Genomic DNA, 21,626 nt, shown 5'->3' with positions numbered 1-21,626 from the left:
TCAAATGCTACTTGTCAGCGACTCGAAAACGTTCTTTAATGCCTGAAAAACTAATGCTTGCTATCAGGAATTTACTCGCCAATGGATAAATATGCCGTTTTTGGCCACCCGATCACCCAATCTAAATCTCCGAAAATCCATCAACAATTTGCAGAAAATACGAAGCAAAATATTGAATATACAGCTATTGACCCAGGTCTTGATGGTTTTGAGCAAGGCATAAAGCAATTTATTGATGCTGGTGGGCAAGGCTGTAACATCACCATGCCTTTTAAACAGCAAGCTTTTAATTTAGCCAATCAACTGTCTGAACGTGCTCGGCTTGCAGGTGCAGTAAATACCTTAACGTTTCATGCGGATGGAACTATTGCTGGCGACAACACAGACGGCGCGGGTCTAGTCAACGATCTCATCAATAATGGTGCTCTTCTAAACAAAAAAGTGTTGTTAATCGGTGCAGGCGGAGCTGCGCGTGGCGTGATTAAACCATTGCTTGATTGCCAGCCAGAGCTTTTGGTTATTGTTAATCGCACCCATGAAAAAGCGGAATTGCTCGCGGACAAGTTTAAGGCATTTGGCAACATTAACGCTTTACCCATAACTGAGTTGGCAGCTAAGCATAGCTTTGATGTGATTATAAATTCGAGTTCTACCAGCTTAACGGGAGAACTACCGCCAGTGCCACCCAGTATTTTCTCCGCAGGATGTTTTGCTTACGACATGGTGTACCAAGACAAACCAACCTGTTTTCTCACTTGGGCTGCAGAGCATGGCGCTACCACAATTGTTGATGGGTTGGGGATGTTAGTGGGTCAAGCGGCGGAAAGTTTTAAAGTTTGGCGTGGGGTCGAGCCTGCTCAAGAGAGTGTTTTGAGTATGCTTAGAGCTGAGCTTGCTAGCTAAAATAGCTCAGTATTATCCATTGTGCAAAAGGCGAATACCGTATATGAATCAATCGATATTATTTAATGATGACTTAGCGTTTAACGCTGATAAAGACTGCTGGCAAATGTCAGGTATGGTGGCTGGGCAACTAGTGACCATCTATTTTCACTCATATTCACTGTCAAAACTTGACGAGATCAACAGTTGTACTCGTTACGACTTAGAAGAAATTGCAGAAATGTGGTTTGAAGATAACGAGCTAGAATCGAATGAAATACATATCAAGCTGAGCTAGCGGTATTTCATGTGTAGCAAATGCTGAAAATAAGAGAGCTAAACTATGTGCTCTCTTTTAAGTAGTCATCTTTTAATTCAACATAGTTAATTGCTGACTGTTTTAGAAAGGCAACTTCTGCTTCTTTTAACGGTCGTGCTTTCTTCATTGGGTTACCAACATATAAATAACCACTTTCTAGTGTTTTATTGGGAGGTACTAATGTGCCGGCACCAATAAAGACATCATCTTGTACTACAGTACCATCCATAATAATGGCACCCATACCAACTAAGATACGATTGCCTAGCTCACAACCATGCAACATGCATTGATGTCCAATTGTCACATCATCACCGATAATTAATGGAAAACCATTCGGGTTTTGAGCACTTTTGCGCGTGACATGCAAAATCGTTCCGTCTTGCACATTGGTTCTTTCACCAATACTAATAGCATTTACATCACCGCGTGCAGCAACCATAGGCCAAATACTGGCATCTGCTCCAATGGTTACATCACCAACTAACACAGAACTCTCATCTATATAACAAGTACTATCAATGTTAGGAGTAACACCTTTATATGATCTGATTGATAACGGCATGACAAACTCGTATTAAAAAACATATTTACCAACAATAGTAGCAAAAAAGCGAAACTAAATAAGTAATTGCTCTATTGATAAGGAATTAGTCCGAATAAATTTATGTTTTTACGATTGTCTCCTAACCGGGCGTTAATGCGAGTTGAAATAGATGTATTTGGGGTAATCTAGGTGTATTTACACAATAAATACGCGGTTTGTACATAAATGAATCGAATAAATAAAAATATCAAAAAACTTTCAAAAAGGTGTTGACGCCCAGCTAAAAATCTCTAAAATGCGCATCCACTTCCACGGGGCAGCCCAACGAAGTGTTTTGATAAGTTTAGTGAGCAAGTTTGCTTAGTAAACGGGTCAGATAACTTAGAAAAATGAATTAAAGATTTTTTCAAAAAGTTGTTGACATCAAAACTAGGGGGCGTAAAATGCGCATCCGCTCTCAACGAGAGAGCAACCACAAAACACGAGTGCGATGTTTTGTTTGAATCGAAAGATTCAGTTCTTTAACAATTAGTTATCATGCAATTTGTGTGAGCATTCACATGATGTTGATTTTACAAATATAGCTAAGCTTGTCTTAGCAAAAATTAACTCAGTGAACTCATGCAGAATACTTTTTATAAGTTTACTTTTTGTCTCACTTTTTTAAAAAGTGAAATAAAGAGTTGTACAGAATTCATTGAGCCGAGACTGATGTCTCACAAACGATTTTAATTGAAGAGTTTGATCATGGCTCAGATTGAACGCTGGCGGCAGGCTTAACACATGCAAGTCGAGCGGAAACGAAGAGGAGCTTGCTCCTTTGGCGTCGAGCGGCGGACGGGTGAGTAATGCTTGGGAATATGCCTTTTGGTGGGGGACAACAGTTGGAAACGACTGCTAATACCGCATAATGTTTACGGACCAAAGCGGGGGACCTTCGGGCCTCGTGCCAAAAGATTAGCCCAAGTGAGATTAGCTAGTTGGTGGGGTAAAGGCCTACCAAGGCGACGATCTCTAGCTGGTTTGAGAGGATGATCAGCCACACTGGGACTGAGACACGGCCCAGACTCCTACGGGAGGCAGCAGTGGGGAATATTGCACAATGGGGGAAACCCTGATGCAGCCATGCCGCGTGTGTGAAGAAGGCCTTCGGGTTGTAAAGCACTTTCAGTCGTGAGGAAAGGTTAGTAGGTAATATCTGCTAGCTGTGACGTTAGCGACAGAAGAAGCACCGGCTAACTCCGTGCCAGCAGCCGCGGTAATACGGAGGGTGCGAGCGTTAATCGGAATTACTGGGCGTAAAGCGTGCGTAGGCGGTTTGATAAGCCAGATGTGAAATCCCGGGGCTTAACCTCGGAACTGCATTTGGAACTGTTTGACTAGAGTACTGTAGAGGGTGGTGGAATTTCCAGTGTAGCGGTGAAATGCGTAGAGATTGGAAGGAACATCAGTGGCGAAGGCGGCCACCTGGACAGATACTGACGCTGAGGCACGAAAGCGTGGGGAGCGAACAGGATTAGATACCCTGGTAGTCCACGCCGTAAACGATGTCAACTAGCTGTTTGTGTTCTTGAAACGTGAGTAGCGTAGCTAACGCGCTAAGTTGACCGCCTGGGGAGTACGGCCGCAAGGTTAAAACTCAAATGAATTGACGGGGGCCCGCACAAGCGGTGGAGCATGTGGTTTAATTCGATGCAACGCGAAGAACCTTACCATCCCTTGACATCCAGAGAATTTTCTAGAGATAGATTAGTGCCTTCGGGAACTCTGAGACAGGTGCTGCATGGCTGTCGTCAGCTCGTGTTGTGAAATGTTGGGTTAAGTCCCGCAACGAGCGCAACCCCTATCCTTATTTGCCAGCGCGTAATGGCGGGAACTCTAAGGAGACTGCCGGTGATAAACCGGAGGAAGGTGGGGACGACGTCAAGTCATCATGGCCCTTACGGGATGGGCTACACACGTGCTACAATGGCGTATACAGAGGGCAGCGAGACCGCGAGGTGGAGCGAATCCCAGAAAGTACGTCGTAGTCCGGATTGGAGTCTGCAACTCGACTCCATGAAGTCGGAATCGCTAGTAATCGCGAATCAGAATGTCGCGGTGAATACGTTCCCGGGCCTTGTACACACCGCCCGTCACACCATGGGAGTGGGTTGCAAAAGAAGTGGCTAGTTTAACCTTCGGGAGGACGGTCACCACTTTGTGATTCATGACTGGGGTGAAGTCGTAACAAGGTAACCCTAGGGGAACCTGGGGTTGGATCACCTCCTTATCTTGAAGTAAAACGCAACATGTTGAGTGTTCACACACATTGCATTGATAACGATATTGAAGAAATGACATTAACTGAGAAGTTAAAGTTAAATACTCATTGAGTGGTTAACTTTAGTTTCTTATTGAAACAATGTTCTTTAACAATTTGGAAAGCTGATATATATCCCGAATATATTTCTTGTTTTACATAAGAAAAATATTCGAATGATTGCTTTAGGTAAGACAAGAGTGTCGCGCTCTTTTCTTTAATGAATAAAGTAATCAAACCTGATAAATGATTTTTCCTTATCATTTATCAATCTAATTCAAGCATACTCCATTACTGTTCTTTTTAAGGATTGTTAATGAGTACGTGAAAATGTCAGTCATACATTAGCATCAAGATTTGTCTCTTGATGACTTAAATACGAAAACTATTTGGGGTTGTATGGTTAAGTGACTAAGCGTATATGGTGGATGCCTTGGCAGTTAGAGGCGATGAAAGACGTGTTAATCTGCGATAAGCCTAGGTAAGGTGATAAAAACCGTTATAACCTAGGATTTCTGAATGGGGAAACCCAGTGGCATAAGCCACTATCATTAAGTGAATACATAGCTTAATGAGGCGAACCGGGAGAACTGAAACATCTAAGTACCCCGAGGAAAAGAAATCAACCGAGATTTCCTTAGTAGCGGCGAGCGAACGGGAATTAGCCCTTAAGCTTATGGGCGTTAGTGGAACAAGCTGGAAAGCTTGGCGATACAGGGTGATAGCCCCGTACACGAAGACAAACATAAGTGAAATCGAGTAGGTCGGCACACGTGAAATGTTGACTGAACATGGGGGGACCATCCTCCAAGGCTAAATACTCCTAACTGACCGATAGTGAACCAGTACCGTGAGGGAAAGGCGAAAAGAACCCCTGTGAGGGGAGTGAAATAGAACCTGAAACCGTATACGTACAAGCAGTGGAAGCATGGACTTGTTCTGTGTGACTGCGTACCTTTTGTATAATGGGTCAGCGACTTATATTTTGTAGCAAGGTTAACCGATTAGGGGAGCCGTAGCGAAAGCGAGTGTTAACTGCGCGTTTAGTTGCAGGGTATAGACCCGAAACCCGGCGATCTACCCATGGGCAGGTTGAAGGTTGGGTAACACCAACTGGAGGACCGAACACACGTATGTTGAAAAATGCGGTGATGACCTGTGGGTCGGAGTGAAAGGCTAATCAAGCCGGGAGATAGCTGGTTCTCCCCGAAATCTATTTAGGTAGAGCCTCGGACGAATACCATTGGGGGTAGAGCACTGTTAAGGCTAGGGGGTCATCCCGACTTACCAACCCTTTGCAAACTCCGAATACCAATGAGTACTATCCGGGAGACACACTATGGGTGCTAACGTCCGTAGTGAAGAGGGAAACAACCCAGACCGCCAGCTAAGGTCCCAAAGTCATAGTTAAGTGGGAAACGATGTGGAAAGGCATAGACAGCTAGGAGGTTGGCTTAGAAGCAGCCATCCTTTAAAGAAAGCGTAATAGCTCACTAGTCGAGTCGGTCTGCGCGGAAGATGTAACGGGGCTAAACTATGCACCGAAGCTGCGGATTCAAACTTTGTTTGAGTGGTAGGGGAGCGTTCTGTAAGCCGTTGAAGGTGTGTTGAGAAGCATGCTGGAGGTATCAGAAGTGCGAATGCTGACATGAGTAACGATAAAGGGGGTGAAAAACCCCCTCGCCGAAAGACCAAGGTTTCCTGTCCCATGTTAATCAGGGCAGGGTAAGTCGGCCCCTAAGGCGAGACCGAGAGGTGTAGTCGATGGGAAACAGATTAATATTTCTGTACTTCTTTATATTGCGATGGAGGGACGGAGAAGGCTAAGCAAGCATGGCGTTGGTTGTCCATGTGAAAGTATGTAGGCTGAGAACTTAGGCAAATCCGGGTTCTTAAGGCTGAGATACGAGACGAGGCTCTACGGAGTTGAAGTTGTTGATGCCCTGCTTCCAGGAAAAGCTTCTAAGCATAGATATAAAGGAACCGTACCCCAAACCGACACAGGTGGTTAGGTAGAGAATACTAAGGCGCTTGAGAGAACTCGGGTGAAGGAACTAGGCAAAATAGTACCGTAACTTCGGGAGAAGGTACGCCGGCTCTGGTGATGGGACTTGCTCCCTAAGCTGAGGTCGGTCGAAGTAACCAGGTGGCTGGAACTGTTTATTAAAAACACAGCACTGTGCAAAATCGAAAGATGACGTATACGGTGTGACGCCTGCCCGGTGCCGGAAGGTTAATTGATTGGGTTAGCTCTGCGAAGCTCATGATCGAAGCCCCGGTAAACGGCGGCCGTAACTATAACGGTCCTAAGGTAGCGAAATTCCTTGTCGGGTAAGTTCCGACCTGCACGAATGGCGTAATCATGGCCACACTGTCTCCACCCGAGACTCAGTGAAATTGAAATTGCGGTTAAGATGCCGTATACCCGCGGCTAGACGGAAAGACCCCGTGAACCTTTACTATAGCTTGACAGTGAACATTGCTCCTACATGTGTAGGATAGGTGGGAGGCTTTGAAACTTGCACGCCAGTGTGAGTGGAGCCAACCTTGAAATACCACCCTTGTATGCGTGATGTTCTAACCTAGGCCGATTATCTCGGTTGGGGACACTGTCTGGTGGGTAGTTTGACTGGGGCGGTCTCCTCCCAAAGCGTAACGGAGGAGCACGAAGGTTGGCTAAGTACGGTCGGACATCGTACGGTTAGTGCAATGGCATAAGCCAGCTTAACTGCGAGACAGACACGTCGAGCAGGTGCGAAAGCAGGTCATAGTGATCCGGTGGTTCTGTATGGAAGGGCCATCGCTCAACGGATAAAAGGTACTCCGGGGATAACAGGCTGATACCGCCCAAGAGTTCATATCGACGGCGGTGTTTGGCACCTCGATGTCGGCTCATCACATCCTGGGGCTGAAGTCGGTCCCAAGGGTATGGCTGTTCGCCATTTAAAGTGGTACGCGAGCTGGGTTTAGAACGTCGTGAGACAGTTCGGTCCCTATCTGCCGTGGGCGTTTGAGAATTGAAGAGGGCTGCTCCTAGTACGAGAGGACCGGAGTGGACGAACCTCTGGTGTTCCGGTTGTTTCGCCAGAAGCATTGCCGGGTAGCTACGTTCGGAACTGATAACCGCTGAAAGCATCTAAGCGGGAAGCAGGCTTTGAGATGAGTTCTCACTGGGACTTTAAGTCCCCTGAAGGGTCGTTGGAGACTACGACGTTGATAGGTCAGGTGTGTAAGGGTTGTGAGGCCTTGAGCTAACTGATACTAATTGCCCGTGAGGCTTAACCATACAACACCCAAATGGTTTTTCACGTAACTGTTCCAGACAGTTACCTGATTTACTCCATCCATGGAGTTTGTAAGACTGACAAGTCATAAATATGAGTCACGTACTCAGTATGCTGAATAGCGATATATATTGCGTCGATGAACAACATTCATCCATGAACCTCATCGACATTAGTGCTTCCATGCACGTCTTTCCAAATTGTAACTTTTTTCGCCTAGCGACAATAGCGTTGTAGAACCACCTGACCCCATGCCGAACTCAGAAGTGAAATGCAACTGCGCCGATGGTAGTGTGGGAGGTCCCATGTGAGAGTAGGTCATCGCTAGGCACATATTTTAAAGCCCAGTATAAACTGGGCTTTATCCCGTTTTTGGAGGGGTTCCCGAGTGGCCAAAGGGATCAGACTGTAAATCTGACGGCTCCGCCTTCGGTGGTTCGAATCCACCTCCCTCCACCATATAAATAAAGCTCGACTTATGTCGGGCTTTTTTTATGTCTGAATGAATCTAATATCCTGAATTACAAGAAGAACTATAAAAAGTCTGAATCAAATTTACTGTCTTAATGGGGTGAGCAAATAAGAGTTTCACCTAGCGACAATAGCGTTGCAGAACCACCTGACCCCATGCGCTATGCAATAGAAAGGCAGAAGTGAAATGCAACGTGTGTTTATGGTCTATGGGAGGTCCCATGTGAGAGTAGGTCATCGCTAGGCACATATTTTAAAGCCCAGTATAAACTGGGCTTTATCCCGTTTTTGGAGGGGTTCTCGAGTGGCCAAAGGGATCAGACTGTAAATCTGACGGCTCCGCCTTCGGTGGTTCGAATCCACCTCCCTCCACCATATAAATAAAGCTGCCCAATAGGCAGCTTTTTTTGTCTAAAATTTATTGATTGTTGTTATTCAGGGGCGTTTTCTAAATCCTCTTTAAGACTTCTAGCACCATAAATAAAGTGGAAAACTGACCAGAAGCTTACGATAGGCAAAATATAAAGCATTGCATAGCGTAATGAATCAGAGCTGTAGGTTGGCGCTAAAAAGTCGCTAAGTAAGCCAATTGAAGATGGCCCCAAGCCTAAGCCGATGATATTAATGATTAAGAAGAATATAGCTGATGACATAGCACGCATCTTCAAGCCAACTAAGCTATGCGTAGTTGCTACAACGCATCCGAGGAATAAGTTACCCATCATTGCAGGAATAACTAAGCTAGATAGCGCCATATGTTTATCATCAGCAAGACAAAACAACACTAAGAAAGGTAAACCGATGAATGCGGCTACGGCAGGTAACCAGGCATACCATCGCGGATCTTTCTTCGCTAAATTGTCAGCAAGCACGCCACCACCAAATACACCTACAGCGCCGCCTACACCAATGATCAATGCTAACCATGCGCCAAGCTCTGTCGTTGAGATACCATAGCTGCGAATCATAAAAGACGCTGCCCAGTTAACAAATCCATAGCTCACAAAAGCAGTAAGTGCTGAGCCAATTGCTAAATGAACAAACGAAGAGCGGCTAAGTAATAACTTGAGAGTTTGCTTGAAACTCGGTGCAGCTTCTTGAGCGGTAACTTTATTTTCGGAAAGGCCCCTGATCGGCTCTTTTAAAGTCAATCGAACGACAATCGCTAATATAATGCCTGGTGCACCGACAACGAGAAATGCGGTTCGCCAACCAAATACTTCATTCAGCCAGCCTCCTAGTAAGAAGCCGAAAAGAATACCGATATTAACGCCGGTTGAATAGAAACCTATAGCTCCAGCTCTTGCTTCGCGGGGAAAAATATCTGAGATAATGGAATGAGATGGTGGACTACAGCCTGCCTCCCCTACACCAACGCCAATACGGGCAAGTAGCAACTGAAAGTAATTTTGCACAAAGCCGCTGATTGCCGTCATGAAGCTCCAGACAAACAAAGCGATTGAAATTATGTTTCGACGATTACCACTGTCAGCCCATTTTGCTATCGGTATGCCAGCGAGTACATAAAATAGTGCAAAAGAAAAACCTGTTAACAAGCCAAGTTGTCCGTCAGATAGACCTAAGTCGGCTTTGATCCCTTCCTGTAATATTGACAAGAGTTGCCGGTCGATAAAATTGAAGCTATAGACAATGGTTAGCAGTACGAGCGCGTAATATTTTTGAGATTGCGTAGCGTATGCTGTTGAGGTTGACGTGATGACCGGATTACTTTGTGGTGTGCTACTTTGCGCCATTATCAGTTTCCTATCCGTCTATTATTGTTGTTTTTTGCACAAATAATAGTCAGGTCTGTTGGCTGATAAGTCAACACTGAATTGATTTTATAAATAGTAGATATAGTTAACTATTTAAATGAGTGATAGTGTTCGTTGAGTATTTGATAGCGATAATGGCCAGGGTGAGAGTCTGGCAAACCTACCAGCGAAGCTAATAGCTCGCCCGCTTTAACTAGCTTCGCTTCGTCATTTTGTTGTTTATGACAAGCAAGTAGTGCTTGAATAAGGTTGAGCTTTATACCGATATGCTGAGGATACAAGCTTTGCGCAGCAGATAAACCGGCCAGCGCTTGCTGATAGTGATTTTGCCGAAAGTATACTGATGCTTGATTAAGCGCTTGTTGAGCAATTGCTTGTTCGTCTTTTTGCACTGAACCGTCAACTATCATATCAACTTGAGCCATCAGTTCGATATTGTCTGGCTCGCGCTCAACCACTTGGGTAATCAACTCATTCGCTGTTTCGTTCCTGTTCAAATCAATTAACAGCTTTGAAATACTGATCATCGATGAAGACTCAAGCTGTTCTGTTACTGAGTGAATATACTTTTCCGTTCTAGAGAGTAGCTGTTTAGCATCATATTCGCCATGGCTCTTTAGCATTAAACGAGCTGTATGTAGGTTCGATTGCACTCTCACATCAGCTTGGTTAAAGGTTTTACTTGTTTCGTGCAAGGCGTTAATTACACAATTCTTTTTGACCTTTAAGTCGTGTTCGCTAAGGTCAGGGGCAAGTTGGTTAAGTGCCTCTGAAAAGTTAAAGGCATTTTCCGCTTTGTGATGAATTGAATTAAAGGAAAGCTGATAATTTTGTTCAAAAGCCCGAGTAGCTTTTTCATAATTACCTGTGTCAAAGCAGAGCTTAGCAAAGCGCTCCAATCGCTTTACCGACAATGGCGAAATATTTAATGCGCTCTCTAATATGTCTTGCGCTTTAGTATATTGCTCAATCGTTTCATAACTTGTGGCAAGCCAGTCATATGAAGCAAGATACAGTGGATGTTTATCGACTAATTCTGAAAAATAGTTAATTGCCGTTGAGTAATCCTGCTCCTGAAGGGCGATTTTTCCCAGACCAATACTGGCCCATTGGCAGTTCCTTACCGACTTAAACTGGTGATAAATTTTTGCGGCTTGCTTAAACTGATTTTGCTCGAATAATTGGCGCGACTTTATTCCAAAACATTCAGTCACGTATGGTGTGTTTCTTTCTATCGCGCGGTCACATAGCGCAATGGCAGCTTCTGAATCTTGGGCATCTAGTGCTTGGTAAATGTCCTTCATATGGCGCTTTTTGTTATAGCACCTATCTAAACGTTGCAGTAAATCTTTGGGACGATAAGGTTTTGTTAGGTAATCGTCAGGCTTGTGTTCTAAAGCTGCCAACACCATGGCTTGAGAGTTTTCTGCAGTGATCAGGATTACTACGGACTGGCGGTTTACGAGTCCGTTTTCTCGCAGCTCTTCCAACAGTTGCTGGCCATTCTTTTGACTTTCACCCAAGTCATAACCAAGCAATAGCACATCGTAGTGATTCTCGGCACAACGCAGCATTATATCTTTGGTGTATCCACTTGCCTCAACGACCTCTGGATCTAAGTTAAATGCAAACTGTTTTAGCAAGTCTCGGGAAGGCTTAACGCTGTCGATAATTAAGAATCGCTTGTCGCGATATTTATTAACAGCCATTTTTATCCTGATTGATTATTTTAGTATTAGTGTTTTTAGCTAAAGTTGGCAGCAATGTCTAATAGATTAGGCCAAGTTGCTCTGCAAAGTTAGCTAAGTTTGCTATAGCTTAAGTTAAACGGAATTACGAAAGGCTTAGTATAAAAATATTGCTTGAATATTAATCGTTTGTTATAACTTTTTATAAGCAAATCAGGAGGATGTAATGGAGTACGGCGAGTCAACAACAAATGGCGGTGTGACATATCAACATCAGTGTTCGCATTGTGGTGGTAATAAGCATCATGTTAAAGGCTGTATACGTTACGCTTATGTTTTTTTGCAAAGCCTGCCCCTATACCCTGTAGGGCGAAGAATTGAACTAGAATGCACAGAGTGCTTAACTCGTGTTGGCCAGCAAGGAATTGATGCTCAACTATACAAACAATTGCTAGGCTCGGCATTTACTGTCTATCAGTTCCTGATCAAATTTACAGGCCTAATTCTCTTAATTTATTTGGCCGCTAGCTGGTGGCAGGATCGACAAGCAGAGCAGCATCAGCTTGAGCAACTCGTTAGCTATCCGCAGATTAATGACTTTTTGTTAATTGATTATCGAAAACTCAATAATCACTATCGCCCGCATGAAAAGTTTCGCATTGCTAAGCTTGTTGATTTAACTGGCGATACTGTTTCTGTTATTTATGGAAACTTCTTTTATCAACATCAGTCATCCTTTGAAGAAGCAATTTCGTCCGGGCAGACAAGGGCATTCAGTTATTTTGGCAAGAATAGTCATAATTTTACGCAAGCCCAGTTCACAGACTTGTATCAACGAGAAGGCATAGTTAAAGCAGCTAGGCCGGAAGGCAATATGTTGTTTGGTAACTTCATTATTAGTGATACTGGTTATCAGGTAAGCACGAGCTACATCCCAGGAGAACGGGAATACGCCTCAGGTTTAGCATTTGAAAGAGCGGGCTATATTGAAGATCACTTGGTTAAGGCATTTGTTAAGTTTGAACAATCTGCAACACTGGGTTTCGCTTCAGGTCAGATAAAGCTAGCAGAAATCTACTTAGCCGGTGATGTGGTGAAATCGGATTTTAATACTGCACTATATTGGCTTGAGCAAGCGTCACTGCAAAGCAATAAACGAGCTATCAAAAAGTTTGCGATTATATGTCAGCAAACCAAAGCCTGTGACTTAGCCAGCTTCCATCAAAGACTGTTAGATTTCGGCGTGAATATTACCGTCAATAAAAAGAACTTATAAAAAAAGCGATGCATTCACCGGGAATACATCGCTTTCTCATTAGCTGGTTACGACTTAAATTCTATTTATGATGCTCAAACTGAGTAACTAAGGTATCAAGTGTTTCTGCCAGCTCATTCAGCTGCTCTGTGCTATTAGCAATTGCTTGAACGTTGTTCATGTTCTCTTCTGAGATCTCGCGAATTTCTGACATATTGTTGTTGATATCGTTGAGAGAAATCGCCTGTTGTTCAGTTGCAGTTGCCACCAAATGGTTAGTGTCAGAGATTTGTAGCGTTAGCTCACCGCTCAGTTGCAGTTTATCCTGCGCCTCATTAATAGAGGCATTCGTACTTTCTGATTGCGCGATAATAGCTTTGATCTCTGCGGTAGCAGCGGTAGATGTTTGTTGCAGCTGCTCCATTATGGTCTGAATTTCCGTGGTCGAGTCAGCCGTTTTGCCTGCTAAACTACGGACTTCTTCAGCTACTACCGCGAAGCCTCGACCATGCTCGCCAGCTCGCGCTGCTTCAATTGCAGCGTTAAGTGCTAACAAGTTAGTTTGATCTGAAATTGATTCAATGACACCTAAAGCTTGCGCGATGGTTTCAGTGTTTTCCGTTAGGTTAGCAATAACCTTAGATACGTCGTGAATTTTGCTACCAAGCTGATCAATATCTGATTTGGCATGGGTGATCACTGTTGCGATTTCACTGCCGTTGTTACGTACATTCTCTGCCAAATCAGACGCCTGAACAGCACTTTGGGCAATTTCTGAAACTGTGGTGTTGATTTGCGACAGGGCATTAGAAATATGTTGTGTGTTGGTGTCGTTATTAGCGGCACTTGTCTTAGTCTGCTCACTTTTCGAGGCTAGCTCGTCAGCGGTTTTATGTAACTCTCGGCTACTCTGTGCAATCGTCTCAAATAGCTCGGCTAGTTTACCGATAAAGGCATTGTAACCTTTGGCAACGGCAACTAATTCCTGCTGACCAGTTTCCGGAATTCGGTAATTTAAATCGGCCTCGCCTTGACCCATTTGTGTAAACAGTTGCGCTAATTGCTTGATAGGCAGTGTAATTGAACGAGCAATAACAACCGATGCACCAGCTGTAATAAGTACGATGACTAAGGTCCAAATTACCATACTCAATGTTGCATCATTGAGCTGTTGGTATACTTCAGCCTCAGGAACTTGGCCAATGACATACCAATTCCCCGTTGGTACATAACTAGAAGTTACCAGTAGTTTTTCGCCTGCTGGTTGTGCTTCTATTTGACTGTATTCTGCTTTGTTTAACAGCTGGCTAGATGATAAACCATAGACGTCGCTAATATTTTTACCAATTAAGCTGTCGTCCTGATGAACCTGAATAACCCCCTTGCCATCAACCAAGTAGACGAAGCCTGTTTGCTCGATGCGGAAACTATTCAACAAGTTGATAATATCGCCAAAAGACTTTCCGATACCCGCAAGCCCGATACCGTTGATTTGCTGATGGTTAACAAATACATCAACTTTTTCACCGCCTGGGTAACGGTAAATATTAATCGCAGATTCTAAGCCACTGTCGCGGTAGGCGAAAAACCAGCCGTCTTCGCTATTTCTTTGTAACTGTCTTAAAAAACCACTTTGGTTCCAGTAGTTTCCTGTTGTGCGATCGGCAAAAGAGGTACTACTGTAGCCGTTTTCAGAAGCAACATTTGCTAGTTTTTCGATAACTAGTACTTCGGTCTTTTTATTTGCTCCTGTTTGCGTCCAGTTTAACAACAGTGGATCAGTCGCTATTTGTTTGGCGACACTGTACATAACGGCAATCTCTTTCTCGATTTCACCGCTAATATGGGTCATGGTATTAGGTAGTTCTTTCTCTAGTAAACGTGTTTCAACAACTGTTCGAGCGGCCAATTGGCTGTAAGTTCCCACTGATATGGCAGTGAGTAAAACACTAAACAACAATGCAGATGTTATTTTTTTGTTAATGGAAAACAACAACTTATTCCTTGATCTACAACAAAGTTACGTATATTAACATTTAAAAATAAGAAACCCATTAGTAGATAGATGCAATCTTTTCATTTATATGACAAGTGGCTGAAATTGGCAGAGTTTTATTTGCATAGCGATTGGTTATAAATCATAACTTTTCGTCTTAAAACGGGTTTGAGTCATGAGGGCAGTAAGCCAAGTCATAAGCAATCACAAGATGTAGCTCAGTAAAACTTTAGGGGAGATCACTCGGTGGTGAGCTCAGTTAAAACTTAAAGCTAATGAGGTTTGAATTGATATATGAGCAGAATAGGTTGGGTGACAATCGCAATGGCTGATAGCAAGTTCAGTCACCCGATTTGCAGCGAGCAAATTTAATGAAGTAGGTAAATCTATTTGTGTACTTAGGCTTAATAACAGATAAGGTGCTGCTCACCTTATCTGCATAATTTATCTGAGTATTTACGTATTGCAGCAGGAATTAAAGATCTGCTTCAACAATACGCTTCATATCAGTCATGTAGCCGCGTAACTCTTTACCAACAGTTTCTACTGGGTGAGTACGAATCGCTTCATTCACTTCAATTAAGCGTACGTTATCAACACCATTGTTGGTAGTAGCTAAGCCTTCGCCTAAATCTGCTAGGCTTAATTTACTAACAAAGTCAGATAATAACGGCACTGCTGCGTGGCTAAATAAGTAGTTACCGTATTCCGCTGTGTCCGAGATTACTACGTTCATTTCGTATAACTTGTTACGGGCAATACAGTTCGCAATCAGTGGCGTTTCATGTAGTGATTCGTAGTAAGCTGACTCTTCGATAATACCAGCAGCCACCATAGATTCGAACGCTAATTCAACACCTGCTTTCACCATCGCCACTAAGAAAATACCGCGGTCGTAGAATTCTTGCTCAGTAATTTCAGCATCGCTGTCTGGTGCCAATTCAAACGAGGTTTCTGCTGTTTGTGCGCGCCAAGTTAATAGGTTTTTATCATCGTTAGCCCAGTCTTCCATCATAGTGGCAGAGAAGTGACCTTCGATAATGTCATCCATATGCTTTTCAAATAATGGGCGAAGGATCACTTTTAGCTCTTCCGCCATATCGTATGCTTTGATTTTCGCAGGGTTTGAAAGGCGATCCATCATGTTGGTGATACCACCGTGCTTTAAGCCTTCGGTAACGGTTTCCCAACCGAATTGAATAAGCTTGCGAGCGTAGCCAGCGTCAACACCATTGGCGACTAACTGTTGGTGACCTAAAATCGCACCTGTTTGCAACATACCACATAGAATGGTTTGCTCACCCATCAAGTCAGATTTCACTTCTGCGATAAACGATGACTCAAGAACACCAGCGCGGTCACCACCAGTAGCTGATGCGTAAGCTTTCGCAATCGCTAAGCCGTTACCGTTTGGATCATTTTCAGGATGAACTGCAATTAGCGTTGGTACACCGAAACCACGCTTGTATTCTTCGCGTACTTCCGTACCCGGGCACTTAGGTGCAACCATCACAACTGTGATGTCTGGGCGAATTTGCATACCTTCTTCAACGATATTAAAACCGTGTGAATAAGCAAGCGTAGAGCCGTGCTTCATTAACGGCATTACCGCGCTAACCGCTGAGGTGTGTTGTTTATCTGGCGTAAGGTTAAGTACTAAATCCGCTTGTGGAATTAACTCTTCGTAAGTACCTACAGTAAAACCATTTTCTGTTGCCCAGCGCCAAGATTGACGCTTTTCAGCAATGGCTGCTTCACGCAAGGCGTAGCTGATATTTAGGCCAGAATCACGCATGTTTAACCCTTGGTTCAAACCTTGGGCACCACAACCGACGATAACGATATTCCAGTCCTTGATAAAGTTACAGCCGTCGGCAAATTCTTCGCGTTTCATAAAACGACATTTGCCAAGTTGGGCAAGCTGCTCACGCAAGCTTAAAGTGTTGAAGTAGTTAGCCATAGCGGATTCCATTTTTCTAAATTAATTGGTTGAGCACACCATAACGCAGGGTTATTATTGCCTAAAGTGAATTATTTGCATTGTTGTGTTGCGAAATGTGCAACGTGGTTTTTAAGAGCTACAATCGAAATTGTCTCGCAGGGAGTTAACCTTATGGATACCAAAGCGCTGGCGATGTTTCATCATCTTGCCAAGCAACTGCATTTTGGCAAAACGGCTGAGCAGTTTTATGTAAGCCCATCAACGCTAAGTCGCACCATTACGCGCTTAGAAGAAGAGCTGGGTTGCCAGTTGCTGATCCGCGATAACCGCACCGCTAAACTCACCCCAGCTGGCGAGCAACTCAAACACTATGCCGAGCAGCAGTTGGAGCAATTATCTTTGTTGAAACTCTCGCTCAACCAACAACAAGCCCAATTAACAGGTCAGCTTCATATTTATTGCTCAGTGACCGCTGCCTATAGTCATTTGCCAAAATTAATTGACAGTTTTCGACAGCAACACCCGCTCGTTGAATTAATGCTAACCACTGGTGATGCGGCAGGTGCACTGCCGCAAGTGCAGCAACAGCACGTAGATATCGCCATCGCAGCGATGCCAGAGAACTTATCCAGTAGTTACCATTTTCACCATATTGAACAAGTTCCGCTTAACATTATTGCCCCGACCATGGCATGCCATGTACAGCAGCAATTGCAGGCGAAGATGATCAACTGGTCTGAAATTCCGGTGATATTGCCAGAGCATGGCTCAGCGCGTACGCGATTCGAAAAATGGCTGCGCAGCATGCAATTTGGCAAACCCAATATTTACGCAACGGTTTCAGGCCACGAGGCAATTGTCAGTATGGTGGCGCTAGGTTGTGGCATTGGCATAGCGCCTCAGGTAGTTGTAGATCTAAGCCCAGTGAAAGACAGGGTCTATGCGCTAGATATAGAGCACGGTATCAAACCCTTTGATCTTGGCGTGTGCTGTTTAAACATTCGCAAAGAGCAGCCACTAGTGAAGGCCTTTTTACAATCAATCAGCCACAGTGCGGCTTAAAGTACAGCCTAAGCTGTAAGACTAAATCGCGAGCGCATCGGTTAGATGGCGTAAAATACGATCCATCGCCCGATACGAGAGTGCTTCAATTAAATGACTATGGGCAATCGCCTCACTGTTATCCATATCCGCCAAAGTGCGGGCTATTTTGAGAATTTTATGATGGGCGCGGGTCGACAGCCCAAGTTTTTCCACCGCTAACTCTAAAAACTCGTTGTCTTCTGGCGATAACGTACAATGCTCGCGCAGTTCACTGCTGCTGAGCAAGGCGTTGGCTTTTCCTTGTCGTGTTAACTGAATGGCGCGACAGTACATCACCCGTTCACGTACCGCCTCGCTGTTTTCCTCATGCTGTTGGTTGTCGCTCCAAATGCCTCTAGGCAGGCGTGCCACTTCAATTTGAATGTCAATACGATCGAGAAAAGGGCCCGATAGGCGGTTAAGGTAGCGCAGCGTTTGTTCCGGTGTACTGCGTTTGTCATTGTAAAACCCCGTTGGACTTGGGTTCATTGCCGCTACCAATTGAAACTGTGCAGGAAAGGTTTGCTTGTGGTTGGCACGCGAAATGGTGACTTCACCTGACTCCATTGGTTCACGCATTACATCTAGCACTTTGCGATCAAATTCTGGTAGCTCATCCAAAAATAGCACGCCATTGTGCGCCAGTGATACTTCGCCCGGTTGCGGATATGAGCCACCGCCAATAAGTGCCGCTGCGGTGGCGGTGTGGTGGGGCGAGCGGAAAGGTCGGATCCCCCACGTGGTGCTATCAATATCATGTTGGCTGATTGATTGTATGGCGGCACTCTCAATTGCTTCGTCGCGACTCATTTGCGGCAAAATACCCGGTAAACGGCTTGCCAGCATGGTTTTACCTGTGCCCGGTGGGCCAACAAATAATAAATTATGACCACCGCTGGCAGCGATCTCCAACGCTCGTTTTGCCAGTGGCTGGCCAATCACATCCTTCATATCTAATGGCACTTGTCGGCTCGGTGGTTGCTTATCTTGGCTGGTAAAAAACGGTAGAGGCGATTGTCGGGCAAAGTGCGGAAAAAGCTGTTGTAAGTGATCTATCGCGATCACTTTAGGGGCTTCAAGCCATTGTGCTTTTTCTGCATTTTTTCTGGGGAGAACTAAGGTTCTGCCTGCATGCTGGCACGCAAGCGTCAATGGAATTTCGCCAATAATGGCTCTGAGTTCACCTGATAAAGCCAGCTCGCCCGCAAACTCGTATTCGCTTAAATCGTGATCGGGTAGTTGGTTTGAAGCGGCGAGAATGCCCATGGCGATCGGCAAATCAAAACGACCACCCTCTTTGGGTAGATCGGCAGGCGCGAGGTTTACCGTAATACGTTTAGCGGGAAATTCATAACCGCAATTAATAAGCGCACTGCGCACTCTGTCTTTTGATTCTTTAACTGAGGTTTCTGGCAAGCCAACAATCGAAAATGCCGGGAGTCCATTGGAAATATGCACTTCCACCGTGACTAAAGGCGATGATAAACCAAGGCGAGCACGGCTATAAACACAGGCGAGAGACATAAAAATCCTTTTTAAATCAATCCATTTTTATAGAGTGTAGTGGCTATGTGCTAAGTTCGCGAATTAGCTGTTGAATCAACTAGGTTAGACTTAGATAAATGCTATAAATAGTAAGTATTTCGTAGTCATTAAAATTTGATCTGAAAAGTGCTTGCACACTGGTGACGGGCTGTGATACTAATTTAAAAAGATTAACCAGTTAAATATTTTTTCAGAAAAAATAAATAACTATTCACATTTTTGTCAGTAGAATTTTAGCAAAACATGAATAACGTAAGCGCAGTGATTATTAACATTCTCGTCGTGGTGATTATTAAATCATCGCGGGGAAGTTGGTTGCGCTAAGAAAAATTTCTGAAATCAAAACACCAACCCCCGCTCCGAAAGGACCGGGGGTTTTGTTTTACTTAAGGCTTGAACTTTTTGTCGTAAACCAGAGTTTGCTCTTAAGTAGCTAAATTGAAATTTAATTAACACATTGATTAACCAAATATTATAGCGAAAACCGCAATGACAACTGAACACTCACATACAGGCGCAACCATGCTTTTAAATGTTTTACAGCAGCATGGTGTAAAGCATGTTTTTGGCTATCCTGGCGGCGCGATTATGCCGATCTATGATGCCTTGTATGACAGTGAGGTTCAGCACTTCTTGTGTCGCCATGAGCAAGGTGCAGCGTTTTCTGCGGTCGGTTATGCACGTGCGGCTAAACAAGTGGGTGTCTGCTTTGCAACTTCAGGCCCCGGTGCAACGAATTTGATCACAGGTTTGGCTGACGCTTATGCCGACTCTATCCCAGTAGTCGCCATTACTGGCCAAGTGGCGACGGGTGCGATGGGCTCAGATGCGTTTCAAGAAGTCGATATTATTGGTTTGTCGCTGGCGTGCACTAAACACTGTTTTCAAGTACGTGATGTCAATGAACTTGCCTCTACGCTTCACCAAGCGTTTGATATTGCACTATCTGGCCGACAAGGGCCGGTACTGGTTGATATTCCAAAAGATATCCAACTAGCTGCGGTAACAAAAACGCTAGAAGCGGTACCGACTAGTGTAATGCCTGCATCAAATGAACCAGCCAATATGGGCACCGCCCTGGCCTTGCTTAGCCAAGCACAAAAGCCAATTTTATATGTTGGTGGTGGCGTTGGAATGGCCAATGCTGTACCTGAGCTTCGTGAATTCTTAGCACAAACCAAGATGCCGACTGTTTCTACCTTAAAGGGTTTAGGCACAGTACCAGTGGACGATGAATACTACTTAGGTATGTTAGGTATGCACGGTACCAAAGCGGCTAACTTGGCGGTGCAAGAGTGTGATTTATTAGTGGCTGTCGGTGCTCGCTTTGATGACAGAGTGACAGGTAAATTAGCTGAGTTCGCACCACATGCCAAAGTGGTTCATTTTGATATTGACCAAGCGGAAGTGGGCAAACGCAGAACTGCCAACGCGGCGGTATTAGGCGAACTTAAAGTGAACTTGCCAGCGCTTGCCATGCCGCTATCAATTGAACCATGGCAGCAAAAATGCCAGCACTTAAAAGACAGCTTTGCTTGGGATTATAACCACCCGGGCGAGGGCATTTATGCCCCGAAAGTATTGAACGAAATTTCGCTAAAAATGCCAGCTAATTCAGTGGTTACGACAGATGTTGGTCAGCACCAAATGTGGGCGGCGCAACATATGGCGATTAATGGTCCAGAAAATTTCTTAACCAGTGGTGGCTTAGGCACCATGGGCTTTGGCTTACCTGCTGCCATCGGCGCGCAAGTTAGCCGTCCAACCGATACCATCATCGCAGTGACTGGCGATGGTTCATTTATGATGAATGTCCAAGAACTAGCAACCATCAAACGATTTCAACTACCGATCAAAATCGTGTTAATCGACAACAGCAAATTAGGCATGGTGCGCCAATGGCAAGACTTGTTCTTTAATGGTCGATTAAGTGAAACAGACCTGTCAGACAATCCTGATTTCGTCATGTTGGCCAACGCTTTTGATATCAAAGCGAAACAAATTACCACTAAAGCTGAGGTGTCTTCGGCTATCGATGAAATGCTCGCGCATAACGGCCCGTACTTATTGCAGGTCAAAATTGATGAAGCAGATAACGTGTGGCCACTGGTGCCGCCGGAAACTGCGAACGACAAAATGATAGAAACCCAAGATAAAGTGAACTAACGCAACGCCGCTAATGCAATGTCATTAACACAATGCCAGTAGGCTAAACCATAACGAGACTATTGATAGGAATCGCCATGAACACTGCTACACCAGAACATACGTTAAGAATCTCTGCCGCCCAGCAAGCCACGGTACTAGAGCGTATTTTACAAGTGACCCGTTACCGTGGTTTTCAGGTCAATGGCATTAATATGTTTTCTGAGCAAAGCAGTGATGCGCTTGATATTGAAATGACAGTCTCATCAGAGCACCCAGTTAGCCAGTTGCAGTTACAATTAAGTAAATTGTTCGATATTAAAACAATTGAAATTCAAGATACCGCTAGCGCGCAATGTCGCGCATAATGTAGGCGGAATAACAGATAAGGT

Annotated in this window: 12 protein-coding genes, 2 tRNA genes and 4 rRNA genes; 12 read left to right on the top strand and 6 right to left on the bottom strand. The window is 44.4% G+C overall.

Annotation, left to right across the window (positions count from 1 at the left end):
- The first annotated feature begins 81 nt into the window (after positions 1–81).
- Both aroE and DXX94_RS11170 read left to right on the top strand, forming a co-directional pair.
- Entirely contained in the window at positions 82–903 is an 822-nt protein-coding gene (gene aroE, locus DXX94_RS11175; protein WP_116015910.1) for a shikimate dehydrogenase, read from the top strand.
- A gap of 43 nt (positions 904–946) precedes the next feature.
- On the top strand, positions 947–1,180 hold the full coding sequence (locus DXX94_RS11170) for a hypothetical protein (protein WP_116015908.1): 234 nt from the start codon (positions 947–949) through the stop codon (positions 1,178–1,180).
- A gap of 43 nt (positions 1,181–1,223) precedes the next feature.
- Here the strand turns inward: DXX94_RS11170 and DXX94_RS11165 are convergent, their stop codons facing one another.
- A complete protein-coding gene (locus DXX94_RS11165; protein WP_116015906.1) occupies positions 1,224–1,766 on the bottom strand; it encodes a gamma carbonic anhydrase family protein in 543 nt (180 codons plus the stop codon).
- Positions 1,767–2,477: 711 nt separating this feature from the next.
- Here DXX94_RS11165 and DXX94_RS11160 point away from each other — a divergent pair.
- The 6 genes from DXX94_RS11160 to DXX94_RS11140 all read left to right on the top strand — a co-directional run bounded on the left by DXX94_RS11160 (position 2,478) and on the right by DXX94_RS11140 (position 8,180).
- Positions 2,478–4,020 (top strand): 16S ribosomal RNA (locus tag DXX94_RS11160).
- A 431-nt stretch (positions 4,021–4,451) separates the two neighbouring features.
- A 23S ribosomal RNA gene (locus DXX94_RS11155) occupies positions 4,452–7,336 on the top strand.
- A 213-nt stretch (positions 7,337–7,549) separates the two neighbouring features.
- Positions 7,550–7,664: ribosomal RNA gene (rrf, locus tag DXX94_RS11150) — 5S ribosomal RNA — on the top strand.
- A 44-nt stretch (positions 7,665–7,708) separates the two neighbouring features.
- Positions 7,709–7,793 (top strand) — tRNA-Tyr (locus DXX94_RS11145).
- Between the two features lie 132 nt (positions 7,794–7,925).
- Positions 7,926–8,051: ribosomal RNA gene (gene rrf, locus DXX94_RS19775) — 5S ribosomal RNA — on the top strand.
- The 16S, 23S and 5S rRNA genes sit together here with 2 tRNA genes alongside, the layout of an rRNA operon.
- Before the next feature lie 44 nt (positions 8,052–8,095).
- Positions 8,096–8,180 (top strand) — tRNA-Tyr (locus DXX94_RS11140).
- A 56-nt stretch (positions 8,181–8,236) separates the two neighbouring features.
- Here the strand turns inward: DXX94_RS11140 and DXX94_RS11135 are convergent.
- Both DXX94_RS11135 and DXX94_RS11130 read right to left on the bottom strand, forming a co-directional pair.
- Complete coding sequence (locus tag DXX94_RS11135) at positions 8,237–9,559, bottom strand: spinster family MFS transporter (protein WP_116015904.1); 1,323 nt, start codon at positions 9,557–9,559, stop codon at positions 8,237–8,239.
- Between the two features lie 110 nt (positions 9,560–9,669).
- Positions 9,670–11,289 (bottom strand): response regulator, encoded by a 1,620-nt coding sequence (locus DXX94_RS11130; RefSeq protein WP_116015902.1) that lies wholly within the window; start codon positions 11,287–11,289, stop codon positions 9,670–9,672.
- Between the two features lie 205 nt (positions 11,290–11,494).
- On the opposite strand from DXX94_RS11130, the gene DXX94_RS11125 reads away from it, so the two are divergent.
- Complete coding sequence (locus tag DXX94_RS11125; protein ID WP_116015900.1) at positions 11,495–12,544, top strand: sel1 repeat family protein; 1,050 nt, start codon at positions 11,495–11,497, stop codon at positions 12,542–12,544.
- A 61-nt stretch (positions 12,545–12,605) separates the two neighbouring features.
- Here the strand turns inward: DXX94_RS11125 and DXX94_RS11120 are convergent, their stop codons facing one another.
- On the bottom strand, positions 12,606–14,516 hold the full coding sequence (locus tag DXX94_RS11120; RefSeq protein WP_116015898.1) for a methyl-accepting chemotaxis protein: 1,911 nt from the start codon (positions 14,514–14,516) through the stop codon (positions 12,606–12,608).
- 478 nt (positions 14,517–14,994) lie between these two features.
- Positions 14,995–16,479 carry a ketol-acid reductoisomerase gene (gene ilvC, locus DXX94_RS11115; protein WP_116015896.1) on the bottom strand — a complete coding sequence of 495 codons (1,485 nt, stop codon included), beginning with the start codon at positions 16,477–16,479 and terminating at the stop codon, positions 14,995–14,997.
- Positions 16,480–16,632: 153 nt separating this feature from the next.
- On the opposite strand from ilvC, the gene ilvY reads away from it, so the two are divergent.
- The gene (gene ilvY / locus DXX94_RS11110) at positions 16,633–17,523 is read left to right on the top strand and encodes an HTH-type transcriptional activator IlvY (protein WP_116015894.1); all 891 of its coding nucleotides are present in this window, start codon (positions 16,633–16,635) and stop codon (positions 17,521–17,523) included.
- Between the two features lie 21 nt (positions 17,524–17,544).
- Here ilvY and DXX94_RS11105 read toward each other — a convergent pair whose 3' ends face one another.
- Positions 17,545–19,068: a YifB family Mg chelatase-like AAA ATPase gene (locus DXX94_RS11105; protein WP_116015892.1), complete on the bottom strand. Its 1,524-nt coding sequence runs from the start codon at positions 19,066–19,068 to the stop codon at positions 17,545–17,547.
- A gap of 510 nt (positions 19,069–19,578) precedes the next feature.
- Here DXX94_RS11105 and ilvG point away from each other — a divergent pair.
- A complete protein-coding gene (gene ilvG / locus DXX94_RS11100) occupies positions 19,579–21,255 on the top strand; it encodes an acetolactate synthase 2 catalytic subunit (protein WP_116015890.1) in 1,677 nt (558 codons plus the stop codon).
- Positions 21,256–21,332: 77 nt separating this feature from the next.
- The gene (ilvM, locus tag DXX94_RS11095) at positions 21,333–21,602 is read left to right on the top strand and encodes an acetolactate synthase 2 small subunit (protein WP_116015888.1); all 270 of its coding nucleotides are present in this window, start codon (positions 21,333–21,335) and stop codon (positions 21,600–21,602) included.
- Positions 21,603–21,626: the final 24 nt, after the last annotated feature.

The sequence above is a fragment of the Thalassotalea euphylliae genome (assembly GCF_003390375.1).
GTDB classification, from domain to species: Bacteria; Pseudomonadota; Gammaproteobacteria; order Enterobacterales; family Alteromonadaceae; genus Thalassotalea_F; species Thalassotalea_F euphylliae_A.
Note: the sequence above shows the minus strand (reverse complement) of the source record. Positions and strands in the feature narration are given on the sequence as shown.